Raw genomic sequence first — 21,110 nt, 5'->3', positions numbered from 1 at the left:
TAAATATTATAGTGAATTATAAAATATAAAAGAGACGAATTATTTAAAACAAAAATATCAAAAGTTGGTTAAAATGAGTGACGTAAATAAAGATATCGGCATGAGAATTAGAGAATTAAGAGAATTGTCCGATATTACAACAGAAGAAATTGCTAAAGAACTTGATGTAGACGAAGAAACTTATATTTCATATGAAAATGGTATTATTGACATTCCAGCTAGTTTCTTATACCAAATTGCACAGATTTTCAAAGTGGATTTAGCATTGATTCTTACTGGTGAAGAAACTCGTATGACTTATTTTGATGTAACAAGAGCAGATAAGGGATTTGCTGTTGATAGAAGGAAAGAATATAAGTATGAAAACTTATGCAAAAAATTTGTTCATAAAAAAGCTGAAATGTTTATTGTGACCGTTGATCCTAAAGAAGATGCTATTCCTTCTTTAAACTCACATGCAGGTCAGGAATTCAATTATATTCTTGAAGGCACTGTTAAAATTTTCATTAAGGACAATGAAATTATTTTAAACGAAGGAGATTCTATATTCTTTGATGCAACTTGTGAACATGCAATGATTGCTTTAAATGATGAAAAGGCTAAATTCTTAGCTGTAATCATGTAATAAAAACTAACAAATTAAAAATTTAAAAGAATTTAAAAATTTAAGAAGGATAAAATGCTATATTCAAGGGGAGTATTAGCTTAGATTAAATAGAGTGATATAATGACATCTTTACTAGGAAACTTTGTAAATAGGGTTGATTTTAAATCGTATAAGGATTTTTACGATAATTTTGAATTTAATGTGCCAAAGGACTTCAACTTTGGTTTTGATGTAGTGGATGAGTATGCAAGGATAGACCCAGAAAAACTCGCATTGATTTGGTGTGATGACAATGAGAAAAAGGTCTTTACCTTTTCAGATATGAAAAAATTATCCAATCAGGCTGCAAACTTCTTTAAATCCCAAGGAATCAATAAGGGAGATGCAGTATTGCTTACCTTAAAAAATAGATATGAATTCTGGATCTGTATGGTTGCACTTCATAAGATAGGTGCAATAGCTATTCCAACCACTCATATGGTAAAGCTTCATGACATAACATATAGGGTAGAGAATGCAAGCATTAAAATGGTAGTGTCTGTTGAAGAGGATCAATTGATTCCAGATTTTGAAGCTTGTGAAAAAGAGCTTGGAATTGAGCTTAAAAAAGCTCTTGTAGGAAATATTGATAAGGAAGGCTGGTTTAATTTTGATAAGGAAATCGCTAAAATGAGTGATGAATTTGAAAGGCCAACTGGTGAAGATGCTACTCATGAAGATGAAACATTCCTTATTTATTTCTCAAGCGGAACTACTGGAAACCCTAAAATGGTTGCACATGCTCACACTTATGCAATTGGACACTTAATAACTGCCAAATATTGGCATAATGTTGTAGAAGACGGCGTTCACCATACCTCTGCTGATACAGGTTGGGGTAAAGCGGTATGGGGTAATCTATATGGTCAATGGATTGCAGGTGCAGCAATATTCATATATGACTATGTAAGGTTCAATGGTTTGGACTTAATGGAAAAGATTATCGAAAACAAGGTAAATACTTTCTGTGCACCTCCAACAATCTACAGATTCTTGATTAAAGAGGACTTGTCCCAATTTGACTTTTCAGACATTCAATATGCAACCACTGCAGGAGAGCCATTGCCTCCTGAAGTATTTAAGAAATTTAAAGAGTTCACCGGGCTTGAAATTAAGGAAGGGTTTGGCCAAACTGAAACTACCCTTTCATTAGCTACATTCATTTGGATGGAATCAAAAACAGGCTGTGTAGGTAAACCATCTCCAGCATATAGGATTAATCTTTTAGATACTGATGGAAATGGTGTAGATATTGGTTCTGAAGGAGAAATCTGTTTTGATGTATCTGAAGGCAGGTCTGTAGGTTTATTTAAAGAATATTATAGAAATCAGGAAAAGACTGATGAAGCGATTTATGAGGGTTATTACCACTGTGGTGACACAGCTTATGTGGATGAAGACGGTTATTACACATTTGTCGGTAGAAATGATGACATCATCAAGTCTTCAGGTTACCGTATTGGACCGTATGAAGTGGAAAATGCAGTTATTTCTCACCCTTCAGTTTTGGAATGTGCAATTACTGGAGTCCCTGATGAATTAAGAGGCCAAATTGTTAAGGCAACAATCGTTCTTGCAAAAGGATTTGAACCAAGTGAAGAGCTTAAAAAAGAGATTCAAAATCATGTAAAGCATGAAACCGCTCCTTACAAATATCCAAGAATGATTGAATTTGTTGAGGAATTGCCTAAAACAATCAGTGGTAAAATCCAAAGGAAAATCATCAGAACTGAGGATGAGCAAAAAACCAATAATTAAAAAATCAAAAAATAATTTTTATCAATTTATTTAAATTTAATTTTTATGGATAGTGAATTAAAAATGAATATAAATCAAGTTAAACCATATCCTGTCATTAGCAAAAACAATTGTAAGGCATGTTTAAGATGTATAAGTGCCTGTAAAGAGGAATGCCTTAAGTTAAGTGAAGAGATTAATGACAGCGGATATCAATATGCAGAATATACTGGAGAAGGCTGTATCGGTTGTGGAGATTGTTATTACACCTGTCCGGAACCATTGGCCATCGAAGTTCATATTCCTAAAAGGACTAGAAAACCTAAAGGAGATGCTTAAATGAGTAATCAAATCGTTAAAGGAAATACAGCAGTTATCATTGGAGCGTTATATGCCGGCTGTGATTGTTTCTTCGGTTATCCGATCACCCCTGCAAGTGAGATTCTCCATGAGGCTTCCAAATATTTCCCAATGGTAGGAAGAAAGTTCATACAGGCTGAAAGTGAAGAGGCATCTGTAAACATGATTTACGGTGGAGCTTCCACTGGTCACAGAGTCATGAGCGCATCATCCGGACCTGGTATCAGCTTAATGCAGGAAGGATTCACTTTCCTAGCTGGTGCTGAATTGCCTGCAGTTATTGTGGATGTAATGAGAGCAGGTCCTGGTTTAGGTAATATCGGTCCTGAGCAGGGAGATTACAATCAGATTGTAAAAGGTGGAGGTCATGGAAACTATAGGAATATAGTATTGGCACCTAACAGCGTTCAGGAAATGTGTGATTTGACAATGAAGGCATTTGAACTTTCAAACAAATACAGAAACCCTGTAATCGTGCTTGCCGATGCGGTACTCGGTCAGATGGCTGAACCTTTGAAATTCCCAACTGAAGCCATTGAACCTAAAATCGATGATTCATGGGCTGTAAGAGGCAGCAAGGAAACCATGAACAATTTGGTCACCTCCATTTTCCTGGATTTCAATCAGCTTGAAGACTTCAACTTTGAAATCCAAGAGAAATATGAAAAGATCAGACAGAATGAAGTCGATTATGAGGAGTATATGGTTGAGGATGCTGAAATCGTACTTGTATCATATGGAACAAGCAGCAGACTGTCAAGAACTGCAGTTGATGTTGCAAGGGAAAAAGGCATTAAATTAGGCCTTTTAAGACCGATCACATTGTTCCCATTCCCAGAAGCCAGAATCAGGGAATTGGCAGATAAAGGTGTTGAATTCGTCTCTGTTGAAATGAGTAACGGACAACTCAGAGAAGATGTGAAGGCAGCTGCCGGTTACGATGAAGTTCATTTGGTCAACAGAATGGGGGGAAATGTAATTGAGCTTAAGGATATTCTTAATGAGATTTATGAGATGGTAGGCAGTGACGAGCGTCACAAGGTACATAGTGATGACAAGGATTACGATCACGCAACTTACCTTAACGATAAGGAATATCAGGAAGAATTGGACAATGACAATTATTATAATCATAGGGTAGTCGATTAGGGAGGTGAAAGAATGGATAATATTAAAGTTACTGACAACGTTGAAAAGGTACAGAAAAGTGAAATTGAAGAAAGAGTTATTAAAAAGCCAGAATCCCTATATGACAGCTTCCCTAGAAAAGGAAATGACATTTACAATACCCATTACTGCGCAGGTTGCGGTCATGGTATCTTACATAAATTAATTGCAGAGGTAATGGATGAATTGGGCATTCAAGAGAGATCAGTCATGATTTCTCCTGTAGGATGTTCAGTATTCGGATATTATTACTTCAATTGCGGAAATGTGCAGACCGCTCACGGAAGGGCTCCTGCAGTTGCTACAGGTATTTCAAGAGCTGAAGACAATGCAATTGTAATGAGCTATCAGGGAGATGGAGACTTGGCTTCCATCGGTTTGAATGAGACCTTGCAGGCTGCTAACCGTGGAGAAAAGATTGCTGTCTTCTTTGTAAACAATACCGTTTACGGAATGACCGGCGGACAGATGGCACCAACCACATTGATTGGTGAAAAGACCGTTACCTGCCAAAATGGAAGGGATGCAAACTTTGCAGGCTATCCGTTACATATGTGCGAGCTTATAGACAACCTTAAGGCGCCTGTGTTCATTGAAAGGGTCTCTCTTGCAAATCCTAAACTCATCAGAAAAGCGAAGATAGCCATTAAGAAGGCTTTGATGATTCAAAAGGAAGGTAAAGGATATACATTCATTGAAGCATTGTCACCTTGTCCGACAAATATCAGAAGGGATGTTAAAGGTGTTGAAGACTTCCTGATCAATGAGATGGGCAAGGAGTTCCCAGTAAAAAGATTCAGGGACTTGTCCAAGGAAAGGGAACCTAAGGAAAGGCCTGTAAGTGATTTCTCAATTGAAACCCTTGATAAGGTGTTTGGAATCGACAGAACAAAGGAAATCAAGGAAGTTGAAGAGTACTTCGATGACATTAAGGTCAAGATTGTCGGTTTCGGAGGCCAAGGAGTATTGAGTACAGGACTCACACTTGCACAGGCTGCATGCAGTGAAGGTAAGGAAGTGTCCTGGTATCCAAGCTACGGTCCTGAACAAAGGGGAGGAACCTCCAACTGTTCTGTAACCATTTCAGCAAAGACAATCGGTTCTCCTGTCGTTGAGGAATGTGACATTTTAATCGCAATGAACAAGCCTGCTTTGGAGAAATACTCAATTGACGTTAAGGAGAAAGGTATCATTCTTTATGATTCACGTGCAGGAAACTACACAAAAGACAATCTTCACGTAAAGGATGATGTGGAGATCATCGCCATTCCAGCAAGAGCCATTGCAACTGAAGTTGGAAATGCAAAGGCCATGAACACAGCTATTTTAGGTGCTTTGATGGAATTAGGTGCAGACAGCCCTATTCTTTCCAAAGAGGCATTTGAAAACGGTATCAGGGATACCTTTGCAGCAAAGCCAAAACTCATTGACGTAAACTTGAAGGTTCTTGAAGCTGGAGCCGAATGGTTAAGGGAAAATAGAAAATAAATAATTTCTATTCTCTTTTCTTTTTTTTAACTCTTTTTTTATTTTTTTCAATTTTTTATTATCTTATTTTTTTAATCTTTTTTCTATTGTTTGGATTGTTTTTATTTTTTTATTATTTTATTTTTTTATTACTCTTTTAGTTATTTTTTGATCATTTTTATTATTTTATTTTTTTTTAAAAAGATTTATTATTTAAAAAATTGAAATAATTATTTGAAAGCAAAATTATTTTTTTTATGAATATATTTTTTAAAACTTTATAGAGGAGATATTATCACTGAAAATTACAATTTTAATGCATTGGAAGCAAAAGAGCAATGCGTTAAATGGATTCAAGACTTCTTTGAAGAAAACGGTAAAGGATGCAATGCTGTTGTAGGCATCTCAGGAGGCAAGGATAGCGCTGTTGTTGCTGCATTGTGTGTAGAGGCTCTTGGAAAGGAGAGGGTCATAGGAGTGCTGATGCCTAATGACGTCCAGTCAGACATTGATTTTGCAAAGCTTCTTGTAAGTCATCTTGACATCAGGCATTATATAATCAATATCAAGGATGCTGTCAATGGTGTTTTAAATCAAATGATTGAATCCGATATTGAAATAAGTGAACAAACAAGAATAAATCTTCCGCCAAGAATTCGAATGTCTGTTCTATATGCAGTGTCACAATCCAATAACGGTAGGGTTGCAAACAACTGCAATCTCTCTGAAGATTGGGTAGGTTATGCTACAAGATATGGTGATGGTGCAGGTGATTTCAGTCCACTCTCAAACCTAACCGTAACTGAAGTTAAGGAAATAGGAAGAAGCCTCAATTTACCGAATGAGATTGTTGACAAAGTGCCGATTGATGGACTCTCCGATCAATCTGATGAAGAGAAGCTTGGATTTACATATGATGTATTGGATAGATACATACGGACCGGTGAAATTAGTGATAAAAACACAAAAGATAGAATCGATTACCTCCATGATCTGAATAAATTCAAGTTGGAGCTTATGCCAAGTTTTGAATATAAACAAGATTAATTGGGATATTTGATTTAAAAAAAGTATTATTTTTTCATCTGTTTTTTTATGATTTGTAATATTTATAATGATTTATAATTATTTGTAACGATTTATAATTATTTGTAATGATTTAACACGATTTTTTTCAAAAATAAATGATTGTTCGTTGTTTAATTGAGAAATAACGAACAATTAGAGGGATTTAAATAGTATGTATTTATATACTAGATTGTTAATAATATTAGTTAAGATATGATTTTAGAATTAAAATTATATCATTTTATGTTCTATAAAATTATAGGACTTAAAAAATGGAGTCGCTAAATGTTTATGACTGTATTTTTTAGTTTCTTAGTATTTTTAGGAATGTTAGTTTTCCTAAACGAAGGAGATATCATCCTCGATTACATATAAGCTGTATGTAATGATACTATTTGCATGTACAAAAGTACTATGTTTTTCATTGAATAATAGATGTAACTATTATTTTTATTATTTTTTCAATTAAGTTTTTTAAAAAAACTTAATTCTTTAATTCTTTTTAAAATTCTATTTTTCTAGTTTTCAATCATTTTTACTGATCTTTTTCTTTTTGGGATTCGCTGAGCATTCTTTCTAAATTGTCGATCTTTTCTTCTAATCTTTCAAATTTCTTATTGGAGTTTCTGTGAACGATTGCCGCAGCCAATGTGGCGGTACCCACTCCAGAAATTATATAACCGCTCCAAACCAGGAAAGTGCTTGTCAATACCCCAGAAGTGGTGCTACCTAAAACGGCATAACCATTGCTTGTAAAGGCATTTGAAACCATAGCCAAAGAGTTAATAGGGTTTTGACTCTCTAAAAATATTGTCAGAACGAGACAGGTGAAGATGATGCTTACCAAAATCAGAATAAGTTTTCCCAAATTATTCTTATCAGTGAACCTTAAGAACCTGTTATAGATATCCCCAACCAAATATAGCAATGCCGGAATACGGATGAAGTCCCAATATCCAAGTAAGGATTCTCCAAATGCAAGAGTGGATATGGATACCAAAGGCATTAGGAATATGATGAGTATTCTCCCTTTTGCTGATTTTTCAAAGAAGGTTATTACAAGATATAGTGATATGATAATGTCTATTAAGGAATTAATTATAAGTAATTCGCCGCTGACTGCAGAGAATCTGTCAAAAAAGAAGTTTAAGATGCAGATGTATATGAACAGGATTAGAATCAGATAATAGACTTGCTTTAATGACAGGATCTCTTCCTTAGGGAAATATTCCTTAGGATCCATTATGCTTTCCTTATGTTTCAACACTATCTTCTTCAATTGCTCTCCTATGAAACACAGTATGATGAATATTCCTACTGAAACGATTATTTGGCTTATATAGTTAATTAATTCCATGCTTATCACTTGATAATGTATTTATATTTCATTGTAAATAAATATGAATATTTTTTAATGATTGTTATTGTTTATTTTCTAATATTGGAATAATTAAAATTTTTTTCATCATATGTTCATATGCATATTGATTTGGTGAGACTAGCTTTTCCAATCGCAAAAAATGGAGTTACAAACTAAATATTATATACTTTAATTAATATATTTAGATATAATATAGATTTTTAAATGATTACAAATCTATTCAATTATACTAATTAATATTATAAATTCAAAAAGATTAAGAGGAATCAAATGACTTATAAAGAAATTTCTAAAGAGTTTTTGGATAAGGCCAATGTTACCGTTGGAGATACAATAAAGGTAACAAAAGAGGATATTTCCTATGAGGGAATATTGCTTGACAGGTCTGAAGACGCAAAGGACGCTTATATTGTAATTAAACTTGACAGCGGTTATAATGTTGGAGTGAATATCGAATCTGCAACAATTGAGCTTATTGAAAAGGGAGACCAGCCTAAGATAGGATTTGAAGGGGACACTATAGAGAAGGACCCTAACAAATCAAATATATCCATTATATCTACTGGTGGTACAGTTTCTTCAATCATTGATTATAAGACTGGAGCTGTTCACCCTAAATTCACCGCAGAAGACTTGTTAAGGGCTAATCCTGAGCTTTTGGATCTTGCCAATTATGATGTGAAGGCATTGTATAACATCTTGTCTGAAAACATGAGGCCCGAATACTGGGTAAAGGCTGCAGAGTCCATCGCTGATGACATAAACAATGGCGCTGACGGTATAGTGATTGCCCATGGTACAGATACCATGCATTACACTTCAGCCGCATTGAGCTTCATGGTCAAGACACCGGTCCCTATTGTAATAACAGGTGCTCAAAGAAGTTCAGACAGGCCTTCAACTGATGCTTTCCTAAACATATACAACTCATGTGGAGCCGCCTTGTCAGACATTGCAGAAGTTACAGTATTGATGCACAATTCATTGGATGATGGCGACTGTGCACTTCATAAGGGAACTAAAGTTCGCAAGATGCATACAAGCAGAAGGGATACCTTCAGAAGCATTGATAGCGAACCGATAGCTCTCTTAAGGGACGGTAAAGTGAAATCAGTCAATCTCCCATACACAAAACGTGGAGAAAACGGGCTTGAATTGTTTACAGATATAGAAAGCAAAGTTGCCTTGATCAAATCATTCCCTGGAATTGAGTCCGAGATAATTGATTATCATATTGACAAGGGATACAAAGGATTGCTTGTTGAAGGAACAGGTCTTGGACATGTTCCTGATTATATGATAGATTCATTGCAAAGGGCAAATGATGAGGGCATTCCTGTTGTAATGACTTCCCAATGTCTATATGGTACAATAAACATGAACGTTTACAGTACTGGAAGACTCTTGCTGGATGCCGGTGTGATTTCAGGTATGGACATGACTCCTGAAACCGCTTATGTGAAATTGGCTTGGGCGTTAGGCCAAAGCGAAAGTGTGGATGAAGTTAAAAGGATTATTCAAACCAATGTTGCTGGAGAATTGAATGAAAGTTCTTCACTTAAGTATTTCTTGAATTAGGGGTGGTAGAAGATGGCTAAAAACAAATCTAAAAAAGCAAGCAAAGGAAAAAAGAATAATAAATCTGAAACTCCTAAGATAGAAAGAAATTGGGAAGAGCTTGGACTTATGATGGGTCTTGAAATCCACCAGCAATTGAATACCAAGCATAAATTGTTCTGCCCATGTTCAACAGAACTCACTGATGATGAATTTGACGATGGAATAATAAGAAACCTAAGGCCAACCCAAAGTGAATTGGGTCAAATCGACAGAGCTGCCCTTCAGGAATCATTAAGGCACATGACCTTTAAGTATGAGTCATTCAATGACCACACATGTCTTGTTGAAACCGATGATGAGCCACCTCATGCATTGAACAGAGAAGCCCTTGATATTTGTATCACAATCGCTTCACTTTTGAACATGAAAATGGTGGATGAATTCCATACAATGAGAAAGCAGGTAATTGATGGAAGTAACACCGGTGGTTTCCAAAGAACAGGTCTTGCGGCAACTGACGGTTACCTGGACACTCCTTACGGCAGAGTGGCAATTGAATCATTAGGCCTTGAAGAGGATGCGGCAAGAAGAATTGATTCCGATGATGAGTTCACCCAATTTAGACTTGACAGATTAGGAATTCCTCTTGCGGAAATCACTACAGACCCTTCCATGCACCATCCTGAACAGATCAAGGAAGTTGCCTATATGATCGGTCAGGTATTGAGAAGCACTAATGTGAAAAGAGGTCTTGGTACAATCAGGCAGGATGTAAACATTAGTATCACAAGCGGTGCAAGAGTGGAAATAAAAGGTGTGCAGGACCTTGATCTAATGCCTGAAATTGTTGAAAGGGAAGTTCAAAGGCAATTGGCACTTGCTGACATCAAGGATGAATTGATCAAAAGGAATGCAAGTGTTGAAGACACCATTTACGACCTTGATGAAGTATTCAAGGACACTTCCTCAAAGATATTGTCAAAGGCAAATTGCATTAAAGGTATAATATTGAGAGGATTTGACGGACTCATCGGAAAGGAGATTCAGCCAGGAAGAAGATTCGGTACTGAATTGTCAAGCTATGCCAAGAAGATGGGTGTTTCCGGTCTTTTCCACACTGATGAGCTTCCTGCATATGGTATCTGTGCTGAAGAAGTCGATGCAATGAAAGATTATTTAAAAATCAACCCTGAAGATGCAATTATTATTGTGGCTCATGATGAGGATATTGCAGTAAATGCATTGAATGAGGTAATCAGAAGAGCTGAGATGGCATTTGATGGTGTTGTAGAGGAAACAAGAAAAGCTTTGGATGATGGAAACACAGAATATATGAGGCCGCTTCCTACTGCAAACAGGATGTATCTTGAAACAGATATTCCTTTATTCCAAATCACTGATGATATGGTCGAACCTATTAAAAACAACCTTCCAGAGCTTCCAGACGCTAAAAAGGAAAGAATCAAGGCTGAATATAAGTTATCTGAAGACTTGGCAAACCAAATAGTCAGAAGACTTTTAGGAGACACTTTCGAATCATTGTTATCTAAAGTTAAAGTAGATCCAACTACCGTAGCTTCCGTACTTGTATCTGACTTAAGGGACTTAAAGAGAGAAAGAATTGATGTTTCCATATTCACTGAAGATAAGTTAGTTGAAATATTCTCACTTCTTGAAGATGGAAAGATATCCAAGGATGCAATAAAGGACCTGATGATTGCAGTCAGCAAAAATCCAGATGAGGATGTTGACATTGTTGCTGAAGAGGCTAATCTGACTCTTTTAAGTGAAGATGAAGTCAGGGACATCATTCATGAGATAGCTATTCAAAATGAATCCATGATCAAGGAACGTCAAATGGGGGCTATGGGTCCTTTAATGGGAATGAGTATGAAGAAGCTTAAAGGAAAGGCAGATGGTAGTTTAGTAAATAAAATTGTTAGAGAAGAGATTCAAAATCTTTTATGATTTTGATTCTTTTTAATTATTTTTTTATAAATTAAATAATTTTTATCAATTAAATCATAATGGTGTTGATATGGAGAATTATGACATTATAATCATCGGAGCAGGTCCGGCAGGATTGACTGCAGGGATGTATGCAGGCAGGCAAAACTCAAAGACTTTAGTTATAGACAAGGGAATGGCTGGAGGATTAGGCTTGGAAGTGCCTATGATGCAGAATTATCCTGGATTTGACTTGATTGCTGGAATGGAATTGATTGGCAAGATGAAGGCACAAAGTGAAAATTATTGTGAAATTTTGGAGAACACTGTAATCGATTCCATTGAAAAGACAGATGATGGCTTTAATTTAAAAACCAAAAATTCTCCTTTATTGATGTCAAGCGATGAAACAGGTGAAAAGGAATTCTTTACCAAAACCATTATTTTAGCTACTGGAGCATCCCACAGACATTTGAATGTTCCTGGGGAGGCTGAATTCCTAGGTCGTGGAGTGGCATACTGTGCAACCTGTGATGGAATGTTCTTCATTGGAAGGGATGTTCTTATGGTAGGTGGAGGAAACAGTGCTGCTCAAGAGGCATTATATCTCAAGAATCTCGGATGCAATGTGAAATTGGTTCACAGAAGGGATGAATTGAGATGTGAACACCATCTTCAAAAGGCCTTGGAGGAGAATGGCATTGAAGTCCTTTGGAATTCCACCATTGAAGAGATCAAGGGGGAAATGGCTGTCAGTTCAGTCACTCTCTTAAGGGATGGAAAAGAGGAAGATTATAAGACAGATGCCGTATTCGTTGCCATTGGTGATGATCCTTCCAATGATCTGGCTAAGGAATTAGGGGTTGCTCTAGACGAAGACGGCTATATCATAACAGATAAGAATCAGGCAACCAATTTGGAAGGCGTTTACTCTGCTGGTGATATTACTGGTGGGGTTAAGCAGTGGGTTGTCGCTTGTGGTGAAGGAGCAGTAGCTGCCATCTCTGCTTATAATTATTTCAATCTTTAAAGATCATTTTTTATATTTTTTTAAGATTCTTTATCATTCGCATTATCACGAATTATTTATATTGTCCAAAAAAAATAAAGTAAGATATTTAGTTGTTTTAACCAAATACCTTATCAACAGCTTGAATCAATATTTTAGCCCTTTTATTGGTTTGGGACTTTTTCTCATAGCTCCAAGTCTCAAATACAAAAGTAGGAGTTCCTGCCTTAATGAGAGGTAAGTGTATATAAGGAGGACTTGTTTGAGTCGGAGGAGACCAATATAACATCTTAGAGTTATTTTCAATTGATTTGATTATTTTAATGGTCTTTTTAGCCAATTTCATTGAAGGTTCATGTTGATTTTTTGGAACATGTATAAAGTAAGTCTGTTTATAGGTTATTCCAGATGTAGAATGAATGTCAACAACCAAATCAAATTTTTGCTTTTTGGCATGTGGAACTATATAATTTTTGGCAAGCTTTTGGCCTCTCATCCTTAAAGTGGAATATGAACCTTTTTTATTGGTTAAGACGATTCTATAAACATAATATTTATATCTCATATTCACCTTATTTGTGATCTGCTTATATAGTGAATCATGAATTTGATGTTCCATGGAATGCAATCCTACAACATATGCTATTTTAATTTTTGAGCTGCGGTTTCCGATGACTCCAATGAAATATACCTTTCCGTAGCTTGTTTTTCCAATAAGCTTGCTGTATAAGACATTGACCTTTGTTTTTTTGCTAACAGGAATGTAATTGCCCTTTCCAGTATAGTTGATGGTCACATTGTAGATCTTGGAGCTTTGGTTTATTTTCAATTGAACCAAACCGTTCTTATTTGTTGTTCTGGTATATGTTTTTCCATTGAAGTTTATTTTGATGGTTTGATTGGCAATTGCCTTATCTGCAGTTGTTTTCAAATAAACCTTCAAATAATCGTTTTTGAATATACCATATCTGCCAATGGTTATTTTTGTATAAATCGGTTTGGCAATGACTCTTAAGTTCAATGTTTTTGAAGAGGAGGCATATGTGGAATCCCCTTCATATTTTAAAGTAATCTTATAGGTTTTTGCAGAGTTGCTTATATTGAATTTGGCTATTCCATTGCTATTGGTTGTTGCAGTTAGGGTTTTTCCATTGATTAAAAGTTTAACCTTCTGTTTTGGAATAGCTTTTTTAGAGCTGTCTTTTAAATAGACATTCAAATATTTGTTTTTTATAACATAATCTGCTGAGCTCAAAGATGTTTTCTTCAATATGACTGGTTCTGTAATTGGATCTTCTCCAACACTTGGATTTGTAGGCTCTATTTCATTAGGGTCTGTTTCTGTTGAGCATCCTGGGTTGTCTGTTTCTTCTGTGTTGGTGTCTGTTGAGCATCCTGTGTTGTCTGTTTCTTCTGTGTTGGTGTCTGTTGAGCATCCTGGGTTGTCTGTTTCTTCTGTGTTGGTGTCTGTTGAGCATCCTGCTGAATCGTCTTCAACAACTTCATCAACTCCCGGGTCATCTGTTAGGATTTGATTTGAAAATTCACAGACATCTTGGTCTATTTCACTTGCAGAAATGATATTTATGTTTATAATAATCAGAAAAATTAATAAGACATAAAAATATCTGAACATTTTTTTATTCATTTAATACCTCCTTTTGGGGGTTGAATAATTTTTTTTAGTATGTTTGGTCATTTTTTGTAAATGTATTTAATCAAAAAAATAAGGATAAAATAAAAATGAACATGTTAAATTCATCTAAAGTTCGTATTCTTTTTCAGTAATAAAAATGTATATTACATAAGCTATTGCTAAAACGACAAAGATAGGCAGTAGCCATGCAAATAATTTAATTAAAACTGCCACTACACAAATAATTATGATATATGTAATTAATTCATCGATTTTCATAGTTTTATTTATCTTTTAATAGTATTTAAACTTAATTAACTATTAGTTTACTTATTCAATTATTATTTAAGCTTATTTACTTTTCATTTAAAAAAGTATTAAATTTATATATTATATTAAATATATATTAAATTAATATAATGTTATATATTAATAAAGCATTTAATTTTTAGCTTTATGTAATATTATACATTGCATTTATTCGTAAAAAATGATTTTGAGAGATTATATGACAATTTTAGTTATTAATAACAAAGGACAATACAACCATAGGATTCAAAGAAGCCTGCAATACCTCAGGATTCCTTCTGAACTGATCAGCAATGAGTCATCCATTGAAGAACTGGAAGCTAAAGATCCTATCGGTTTGATTTTAGGTGGAGGTCCTTCCATTGATGGTGTGGGAAATGCTGCAGAATACATTAAGCATTTTGATATTCCTATTCTTGGCATCTGCTTAGGTCATCAGTTAATAGCTAAAACCTTTGGTGGTGAAGTTTCAACTTCAGACACTGAAAGTTATGCCCAAGTAAAAATTAATCTTTTAGACACTTCCAATCTCTTTAAAGGTCTTGAATCTCCTCTTGATGTTTGGAGCTCTCATAAGGATGAAGTTCACACTCTTCCTGAAGACTTTGACATTATCGCAAGCTCTTCCCTTTGTGACATCGAAGCCATGAAACATAAGGAAAAAGAGATTTATGGAATCCAGTTCCATCCGGAGGTTCATCATACTCCTAAAGGGGAATTCATCTTTAGGAATTTTTATGAGATTTGTCGCAATTTTGAAAAATAAGAGATTACTTTTATGGAATTTGTCAAAATTATAAAATGGGTAAATTAAAAGAAAGATTTCGGATTATAATTATTTTTTATTTTAATATTTGAAGGGTTGATAAAATGTTTGATAATTTAGACGACTTTAAGAAAAAAGCACTTGACAACAAAGCTAACTTAAAATTCAAAAACATCAGTATTCCTATTGGTGATGGCGAACAAGAGTTCAGAATCACTGGTATTGGTGAAAAAGCTATCAAAATTGAAAAATATGTCAAATATGAAGATATGATGGATGCTGTAATGGATGGCAAGGACGAAGGTTTGGAAGCTATCATTATGGAATTTATCGAAGATTTTGAATAGATCAATTAATGTTTTTCTTTAAAATTTCTTAAGACAATAAATCTTAAGATTTTTAAAATTATTTTTAAAGGTATTTTTATGTTAAGCCCAAAAGAATTTATTGAAGATGCTACCCGCAAAATCAAAGAGGAAATTGGCGATGAAAAAACCATTATAGCATTATCCGGTGGAGTTGACAGTTCAGTCTGTTCAGTCTTGACCCAAGAGGCCATTGGAGATAATCTGACTGCAATATTCGTTAACCATGGATTGCTTAGAGAAGGTGAAGCGGAACAGGTTTGCAGTGTTTTCGAAGAAAGGCTAAACTTCAAATATGTTGATGCGTCTGATGAATTTTTATCCGAACTTGAAGGTGTGGATGATCCTGAAGAGAAAAGGAAAATCATTGGAAGAGTCTTCATTGAAGTCTTTGAAAGGGAAGCACAAGCGGTTGATGCCAAATATTTGGTTCAAGGTACCATCGCTCCTGATTGGATTGAAACCGAAGGTGAAATCAAGACCCACCACAATATGGCATTGCCAAGCGGTATGGTTTTAAAGGTAGTTGAACCGGTTAGAGATTTATATAAGGATGAAGTAAGGGAAGTCGGAACTGAATTAGGTCTTCCTGACAGCATTGTACAAAGGCAGCCTTTCCCAGGTCCGGGACTTGGTGTAAGGGTTGTTGGAGCTTTAACAAGAGACAACTTGGCAGTTTGCAGAGCTGCAGATGCTATCGTAAGGGAAGAAGTGGAAAAAGCTGGCTTGGATAAGGAATTATGGCAATATTTCGCTGTACTTACCGACACTAAAGTGACTGGTGTAAAAGGAGACGAAAGAGACTTCGGCTATCTTGTTGTAATCAGATTGATCAGTTCTGTTGATGCGATGACTGCAACCGTTCCTGAAATGCCTTGGGATGTAATCAGAACCATTTCCAGAAGAATCACTTCTGAAGTTTCCGAAGTTACTCATGTTGCATTATCCATTAGCGATAAGCCACCTAGTACCATTGAATTCTGTTAATCTAGTCAATTAATTGACTATTGAGTTCTCTTAATTAGTTAAATTAGTTTCTTAAACTAATTTTAACTATTTCATTTTCATCATTTCAATCACTAAATCAAATCACCATCATTTATTTTATTATAAGGTTTTTATTATGAGAACATCTAAAACTACTAAAAATGCTTATTTGGCAAAATTGACTGAAAAGATTCAGATGAAATCAGTTGATGTTGGAAAGGATTTAGATGGCAGCACACCACCATCTGTTTTTATAGGTCGCTGGAGTTATCCTAAAGTGTACGCTGGACCAATGATGGTCAGCCAAACAGGGGACACTTATATCATGGACTCTCCAGAGCAATGGATTGGTGAAAATAAAAGCCAAGAAGACATTATCAGATATAGATTGAATCTAGTTCGCGGCAAGCAATTGATCGATATCAAGGATTTGGAAAATCCATTTGTAGAAAAGCTTCAGGACATTTCCCTTGCATCAAAATCCATTGACAGTGAAGCCACTTTTGGGTCAAGGCCAACCGGTGCGATGTTCTCTGAAGAAAGCACTCCACATGGTCCAAGCGCATTGATTGAAAAATTTGACATCGATGCGGTCAAATGGGACAGGCAGCTTGAAAAAAGCTTTTATGACACTGATTTAAGAGCTAGAGAGGCGGTTATGAACTTGCATAACAAGGATGTTCCATTTTCAGCTATGCAAAAGGCCTTTTCAGTTGGAGCTTTCGGCTTAAAGAAGAATCGAAAGCTGGTTCCAACAAGATGGTCAATCACAGCCTGTGACAGTACAATTGCAGACAATCTATTGAAGGAAGTAAGGCATTACAATATAATGGATTCCTATAGGGTCTATGAGTTCTCAAGTCTGAACAATTATTATGCAATCATTCTAACACCTACGGAATGGCAGTATGAATGGTTTGAGGCATTCATTAAGATCATGGGCAAGGAAGAAATGATGTTTTCAGATTATGAAACAAATGCAGGAAAGACGGAGTATTCCTGTGTAGGGGGATGCTATTACACTGCCAAAATGGCAGTATTGGATAAATTGGCAAAACTTAAGCTTCAGTCTGGAGTCATCATCCTTAGAGAAGCTTATTCCGGATATGTTCCCCTTGGAGTATTTAATGTAAGGGAGAACATTAAATATGCAATGAATGGAGATTATAAGGAGTTTGAATCATTAAGGGAATCTCTTGTTTATTGTGGAACCAAATTGAAGATTCCAATCAGCAAATATGTCAAGCAAAGCAATCTGTTGAATGAGCTATTGCATTCCCAACAGACAACATTGGATTCTTTCTTCAAGAAGTCTCCGGATTTGCAGAATTGAAATAAATAATATTTATTATGAAAAAAATTCAATATTGGAAAAAATTTTTAATAATTATAAATTTATAGGTAGAAATATGAATCTTAAATTTAAAAAACCATCAAAGGAAACTCAATTTGCTATGTCTAAAGTGGCTGCTGGTGAGGATAATCAGGATTATTTCACCTTGGCTGAAGACAAATTAGCCAGCACAACAGGTCACAGCTATGCTAAATTAGTCTCTAGCGGCAATTCCGCTATCTTATGTGCTATGAATTCAATTGATGGTGCTATCCTAATTCCAGACCAAGGAGGATGGAATGGATTCAAGCAAATGGCCAAATTTTTAAATAAGGATTTGATTACAGTCAGAACCAATCATGGTTTAATTGATTTGGATAATCTTAACGAATCAATTATCTCATCATCAGAAGATGGCATAATTGATTTGAATGATGAAAATAATAAATCTGCTCTGTTTTTAACAAGCTTTGCAGCTTATACTGCAGAACAGGACATTAAGGCAATTTGTGATTTCGCTCATAAAAACAATATGCTTGTTGTAGAGGATGCGTCAGGAGCTATTGGAGATTATGAGAAAAGATTGGCAAATGGAAACAATTCAGATGTCATAATTGGATCTACAGGATCTCCAAAAATAGTGAATGTTGAAGATGGGGGATTCATTACAACAAATGATAAAACTCTTTTTGAAAAATCAAATCTTCTTCTAAAGACAAATAAGGCAAGCAATATAACCGCTTGTGGAATCTGTAATGAATTGGATTTTGCAGAAAAAAACCTTAAGAAGACAATCGATGCTTGTTCATACCTTAAAGAAAAAATAGAAGATGAAACTAATTTTGAAGTATTCCATAATGATAAAAGGGGAATAAATGTTATTATAAAAACAGAAGATCCTAAATCATTATCCTATAGATTGCGCCAGGAATTTGTATTGGATAGTCATGGAATGATTACCAAGTGTCCAAATTATAATAGGTTGAAAGAAAAGGCAGTGGCTTTAGAGATTAAAAATTTGGATATTTCCTGTCTTGATTATGAAAATTTGGATTCCATTTCAAATATAATCAAGAGATATGATTAATCTCTTTTATTTTTATTTTTTTTAAAAGAAGTTAATTATAAATTAATTAAATAAATTTTTTAAAAGAAGTTAATTGAGATTATTGGTCTACAATTAATTTGCTTGTTTTATCAATTAATATGTCTGTTATATGGATATTCCTTAATTCTTTTTCAGGAATATCATATATCTTCATTAATATTGATTCGTCGGCTTCTAAAACAGCATCATCTCTAAAAAAGATATCGGATAATTCATCGACAAAGTAATCTGGACAATCGATTAAGACAACCGCCATATTCATCTTCCCTTCCTTAAGGCCAAGTATGTCAAATGCCTTTGAGATTTGCCTTTGGGCAGATGTTCTGATTAAAATTTCAATACCTAAGTCCTTAGCTAAATTGTCCCCTCTTTTGAATGCATTCATCGCATGGATAATTCCATGCTGTAGATGTTCCTTTCCAGCTATTGCATCTGCATTCATCAGTTGAATGATTCCAACATCACAACAGCTATTTCTAATATTGTCTATTTGATCTAATGTTTTAGGAATGCTTTCTATCTCTCCAGTAAATCCCAATATCTCAACATTGTCCAAATTAGCCAATTCCTTATTGTATTCCATTTCTATCTCTCTTGAAGGATTAAATTTTAAAATTAAATAATTAAATAATATTTGAAATAATAATTCAAAATAATAATTTAAAGTTTATAATTAAAAATCAGTATTATTTTTTATTTTTCTTGCTTTGCTTTTTATCCAAGGAAAAATGATTGTCTTCGAGCAATCTGTTCACACCGTCAATGTATGCTTCCACACTTGCATTGATGATGTCAGGTTCAGTTGCCCTTGCAGAAATGATCTTGTCTCCTGAACTTAGCTTTACGATTACTTCAATCAATGCATCTGTACCTCCGGTAACCGCATCTACGTGGTACTCTTCAAGCTTGATGTCTGCAAAGTTCTGGATTCCCTTATTCACTGCATTGATGGCCGCATCGACAGGACCGATACCAACATCCGCTTCAATCACTTCCTTATCCTCAATGTTCATCTTGATGGAAGCTGTTGGCCTTATCTTGTTTCCTGAAACGATTGTAAGCTCATCCAGATTGATTTTCTTTTCCTGTTCAATGTTCAGTACATGCTCTGCAATAGCTTCCAGATCAGTGTCTGTAACGGTCTTTCCCTTGTCTCCAAGGTCTTTCACCTTAAGGAAGATTTCATTCAATTGGTCCTTGTTCACTTCAAGGCCCAATTCCTTCAATCTGTTGTCCAAACCTTTTGTTCCCACATGTTTTCCTACAACAAATTTTCGTCTGTGGCCTACAAGCTCAGGCATGATAGGTTCATAGGTTGCGCTGTTCTTTATCACTCCATCAGCGTGAATTCCGGATTCATGTGCAAATGCGTTTTCCCCTACAATAGGTTTGTTTGGAGCCAAATAGGCATTGCTTAATCTTGAAACCAATTTGGAAGTGCTGTAAAGTTGGTTTATTTTGATGTCTGTTGTATATTTGCTTTCATCGTCATCGTCACTGTACTTGTATAATGTGCTTAATGAGACTACAACCTCTTCAATGGCTGCATTTCCAGCTCTCTCACCAAGACCGTTGATTGTTCCGTGGAATCTGGTGGCTCCTCCATCAATTGCGGATAGTGTATTGGCCACTGCTAGGCCGAAGTCATTATGGCAGTGAGCGCTTAATGGAACTCCCAAATCGTTGAATTTCCTATAGAAATTGAATGATTTCAAAGGTGTCAGGATTCCTAAAGTGTCACATGGGCAGATCCTGTCCGCTCCTGCATCGATTGTTGCCTTGAATATTTTCCTTAAATATTCAATGTCTGTTCTGGTTGAGTCTTCAGCTGCAAGCTCCACTACAAGCCCATGGTCCTTAGCATATTCAACTACCTTAACCGCATCCTCAAGCATTTCGCTTTGGGATTTCTTCAATTTGTATTGCAAATGCAAGTCAGAAGTCGGAACCACAACATTCACAGCATCCACATCACATTCAAGGCAGTAATCCACATCCTTAATCAATGTTCTGGAAAAGCTGACGATTTCCGCATTCAATCCCTGTGATGTGATAAGTTTAATAGCTTCCCTTTCACCTTCGGATGTAATGGCTGATCCAGCTTCAATGGAATTGACCCCTATTTCATCCAATTTGGTAGCTATCCTTAATTTCTTCACTGCATTCAAAGAGATTCCCGGGGTCTGTTCCCCATCCCTTAATGTAGTGTCCAATACTTCTATCTTCATTTTTTCACTCTTTATTATTTGTTAAGCATGATTAGT

Annotated in this window: 19 protein-coding genes; 14 read left to right on the top strand and 5 right to left on the bottom strand. The window is 35.4% G+C overall.

The window, feature by feature from the left end; genetic code table 11:
* Window positions 1-64: 64 nt before the first annotated feature.
* The 6 genes from IJE13_RS00935 to nadE all read left to right on the top strand — a co-directional run bounded on the left by IJE13_RS00935 (window position 65) and on the right by nadE (window position 6,424).
* On the top strand, window positions 65-625 hold the full coding sequence (locus IJE13_RS00935) for a cupin domain-containing protein (RefSeq protein ID WP_292775979.1): 561 nt from the start codon (window positions 65-67) through the stop codon (window positions 623-625).
* Window positions 626-727: 102 nt separating this feature from the next.
* A complete protein-coding gene (locus tag IJE13_RS00930) occupies window positions 728-2,404 on the top strand; it encodes an AMP-binding protein (protein WP_292775976.1) in 1,677 nt (558 codons plus the stop codon).
* 63 nt (window positions 2,405-2,467) lie between these two features.
* The gene (locus tag IJE13_RS00925; RefSeq protein WP_292775973.1) at window positions 2,468-2,722 is read left to right on the top strand and encodes a 4Fe-4S dicluster domain-containing protein; all 255 of its coding nucleotides are present in this window, start codon (window positions 2,468-2,470) and stop codon (window positions 2,720-2,722) included.
* The gene (locus tag IJE13_RS00920) at window positions 2,723-3,892 is read left to right on the top strand and encodes a 3-methyl-2-oxobutanoate dehydrogenase subunit VorB (RefSeq protein ID WP_292775970.1); all 1,170 of its coding nucleotides are present in this window, start codon (window positions 2,723-2,725) and stop codon (window positions 3,890-3,892) included.
* Between the two features lie 12 nt (window positions 3,893-3,904).
* Window positions 3,905-5,398 carry a 2-oxoacid:acceptor oxidoreductase family protein gene (locus tag IJE13_RS00915; protein ID WP_292775967.1) on the top strand — a complete coding sequence of 498 codons (1,494 nt, stop codon included), beginning with the start codon at window positions 3,905-3,907 and terminating at the stop codon, window positions 5,396-5,398.
* A gap of 300 nt (window positions 5,399-5,698) precedes the next feature.
* Window positions 5,699-6,424: an NAD(+) synthase gene (gene nadE, locus IJE13_RS00910; protein WP_292775964.1), complete on the top strand. Its 726-nt coding sequence runs from the start codon at window positions 5,699-5,701 to the stop codon at window positions 6,422-6,424.
* A gap of 556 nt (window positions 6,425-6,980) precedes the next feature.
* Here nadE and IJE13_RS00905 read toward each other — a convergent pair.
* A complete protein-coding gene (locus IJE13_RS00905) occupies window positions 6,981-7,802 on the bottom strand; it encodes a hypothetical protein (RefSeq protein ID WP_292775962.1) in 822 nt (273 codons plus the stop codon).
* Between the two features lie 294 nt (window positions 7,803-8,096).
* On the opposite strand from IJE13_RS00905, the gene gatD reads away from it, so the two are divergent.
* The 3 genes from gatD to IJE13_RS00890 all read left to right on the top strand — a co-directional run bounded on the left by gatD (window position 8,097) and on the right by IJE13_RS00890 (window position 12,363).
* Complete coding sequence (gene gatD, locus IJE13_RS00900) at window positions 8,097-9,404, top strand: Glu-tRNA(Gln) amidotransferase subunit GatD (RefSeq protein WP_292775960.1); 1,308 nt, start codon at window positions 8,097-8,099, stop codon at window positions 9,402-9,404.
* A gap of 12 nt (window positions 9,405-9,416) precedes the next feature.
* The gene (gene gatE, locus IJE13_RS00895) at window positions 9,417-11,354 is read left to right on the top strand and encodes a Glu-tRNA(Gln) amidotransferase subunit GatE (protein WP_292775958.1); all 1,938 of its coding nucleotides are present in this window, start codon (window positions 9,417-9,419) and stop codon (window positions 11,352-11,354) included.
* Window positions 11,355-11,424: 70 nt separating this feature from the next.
* Window positions 11,425-12,363: an FAD-dependent oxidoreductase gene (locus IJE13_RS00890; RefSeq protein WP_292775956.1), complete on the top strand. Its 939-nt coding sequence runs from the start codon at window positions 11,425-11,427 to the stop codon at window positions 12,361-12,363.
* A gap of 97 nt (window positions 12,364-12,460) precedes the next feature.
* Here the strand turns inward: IJE13_RS00890 and IJE13_RS00885 are convergent, their stop codons facing one another.
* Window positions 12,461-13,990: an Ig-like domain repeat protein gene (locus IJE13_RS00885; RefSeq protein WP_292775953.1), complete on the bottom strand. Its 1,530-nt coding sequence runs from the start codon at window positions 13,988-13,990 to the stop codon at window positions 12,461-12,463.
* A gap of 114 nt (window positions 13,991-14,104) precedes the next feature.
* Window positions 14,105-14,257 (bottom strand): hypothetical protein, encoded by a 153-nt coding sequence (locus IJE13_RS00880; RefSeq protein WP_292775951.1) that lies wholly within the window; start codon window positions 14,255-14,257, stop codon window positions 14,105-14,107.
* 229 nt (window positions 14,258-14,486) lie between these two features.
* Between IJE13_RS00880 and IJE13_RS00875 the strand changes: the two genes are divergently transcribed.
* The 5 genes from IJE13_RS00875 to IJE13_RS00855 all read left to right on the top strand — a co-directional run bounded on the left by IJE13_RS00875 (window position 14,487) and on the right by IJE13_RS00855 (window position 18,825).
* Window positions 14,487-15,053, top strand: coding sequence for a GMP synthase subunit A (locus tag IJE13_RS00875; protein WP_292775949.1), 567 nt, complete (start codon window positions 14,487-14,489; stop codon window positions 15,051-15,053).
* Between the two features lie 104 nt (window positions 15,054-15,157).
* Complete coding sequence (locus IJE13_RS00870) at window positions 15,158-15,400, top strand: hypothetical protein (RefSeq protein WP_292775946.1); 243 nt, start codon at window positions 15,158-15,160, stop codon at window positions 15,398-15,400.
* Between the two features lie 78 nt (window positions 15,401-15,478).
* Window positions 15,479-16,405: a glutamine-hydrolyzing GMP synthase gene (gene guaA / locus IJE13_RS00865; RefSeq protein WP_292775945.1), complete on the top strand. Its 927-nt coding sequence runs from the start codon at window positions 15,479-15,481 to the stop codon at window positions 16,403-16,405.
* 136 nt (window positions 16,406-16,541) lie between these two features.
* Window positions 16,542-17,738: a hypothetical protein gene (locus tag IJE13_RS00860; protein WP_292775943.1), complete on the top strand. Its 1,197-nt coding sequence runs from the start codon at window positions 16,542-16,544 to the stop codon at window positions 17,736-17,738.
* A gap of 76 nt (window positions 17,739-17,814) precedes the next feature.
* Window positions 17,815-18,825: a DegT/DnrJ/EryC1/StrS family aminotransferase gene (locus IJE13_RS00855; protein WP_292775940.1), complete on the top strand. Its 1,011-nt coding sequence runs from the start codon at window positions 17,815-17,817 to the stop codon at window positions 18,823-18,825.
* A gap of 79 nt (window positions 18,826-18,904) precedes the next feature.
* Here the strand turns inward: IJE13_RS00855 and cgi121 are convergent, their stop codons facing one another.
* The gene (gene cgi121 / locus IJE13_RS00850) at window positions 18,905-19,429 is read right to left on the bottom strand and encodes a KEOPS complex subunit Cgi121 (RefSeq protein WP_292775938.1); all 525 of its coding nucleotides are present in this window, start codon (window positions 19,427-19,429) and stop codon (window positions 18,905-18,907) included.
* A 103-nt stretch (window positions 19,430-19,532) separates the two neighbouring features.
* Window positions 19,533-21,074: a (R)-citramalate synthase gene (locus IJE13_RS00845; RefSeq protein ID WP_292775936.1), complete on the bottom strand. Its 1,542-nt coding sequence runs from the start codon at window positions 21,072-21,074 to the stop codon at window positions 19,533-19,535.
* Window positions 21,075-21,110: the final 36 nt, after the last annotated feature.

It is taken from the genome of Methanobrevibacter sp. (assembly GCF_017410345.1).
Taxonomy (GTDB): Archaea; Methanobacteriota; Methanobacteria; order Methanobacteriales; family Methanobacteriaceae; genus Methanobrevibacter.
The sequence above is the reverse complement of the archived record's forward strand: the minus strand, read 5'-3'. Positions and strand labels throughout refer to the sequence as shown.

Bases quoted from the DNA above. Each gene is read 5' to 3' on its own strand.
- IJE13_RS00930 (WP_292775976.1), top strand. From the start codon at position 728: ATGACATCTTTACTAGGAAACTTTGTAAATAGGGTTGATTTTAAATCG.
- IJE13_RS00925 (WP_292775973.1), top strand. From the start codon at position 2,468: ATGAATATAAATCAAGTTAAACCATATCCTGTCATTAGCAAAAACAAT.
- IJE13_RS00920 (WP_292775970.1), top strand. From the start codon at position 2,723: ATGAGTAATCAAATCGTTAAAGGAAATACAGCAGTTATCATTGGAGCG.
- IJE13_RS00915 (WP_292775967.1), top strand. From the start codon at position 3,905: ATGGATAATATTAAAGTTACTGACAACGTTGAAAAGGTACAGAAAAGT.
- IJE13_RS00905 (WP_292775962.1), bottom strand. From the start codon at position 7,802: ATGGAATTAATTAACTATATAAGCCAAATAATCGTTTCAGTAGGAATA.
- gatD (WP_292775960.1), top strand. From the start codon at position 8,097: ATGACTTATAAAGAAATTTCTAAAGAGTTTTTGGATAAGGCCAATGTT.
- gatE (WP_292775958.1), top strand. From the start codon at position 9,417: ATGGCTAAAAACAAATCTAAAAAAGCAAGCAAAGGAAAAAAGAATAAT.
- IJE13_RS00890 (WP_292775956.1), top strand. From the start codon at position 11,425: ATGGAGAATTATGACATTATAATCATCGGAGCAGGTCCGGCAGGATTG.
- IJE13_RS00885 (WP_292775953.1), bottom strand. From the start codon at position 13,990: ATGAATAAAAAAATGTTCAGATATTTTTATGTCTTATTAATTTTTCTG.
- IJE13_RS00880 (WP_292775951.1), bottom strand. From the start codon at position 14,257: ATGAAAATCGATGAATTAATTACATATATCATAATTATTTGTGTAGTG.
- IJE13_RS00875 (WP_292775949.1), top strand. From the start codon at position 14,487: ATGACAATTTTAGTTATTAATAACAAAGGACAATACAACCATAGGATT.
- IJE13_RS00870 (WP_292775946.1), top strand. From the start codon at position 15,158: ATGTTTGATAATTTAGACGACTTTAAGAAAAAAGCACTTGACAACAAA.
- guaA (WP_292775945.1), top strand. From the start codon at position 15,479: ATGTTAAGCCCAAAAGAATTTATTGAAGATGCTACCCGCAAAATCAAA.
- IJE13_RS00860 (WP_292775943.1), top strand. From the start codon at position 16,542: ATGAGAACATCTAAAACTACTAAAAATGCTTATTTGGCAAAATTGACT.
- IJE13_RS00855 (WP_292775940.1), top strand. From the start codon at position 17,815: ATGAATCTTAAATTTAAAAAACCATCAAAGGAAACTCAATTTGCTATG.
- cgi121 (WP_292775938.1), bottom strand. From the start codon at position 19,429: ATGGAATACAATAAGGAATTGGCTAATTTGGACAATGTTGAGATATTG.
- IJE13_RS00845 (WP_292775936.1), bottom strand. From the start codon at position 21,074: ATGAAGATAGAAGTATTGGACACTACATTAAGGGATGGGGAACAGACC.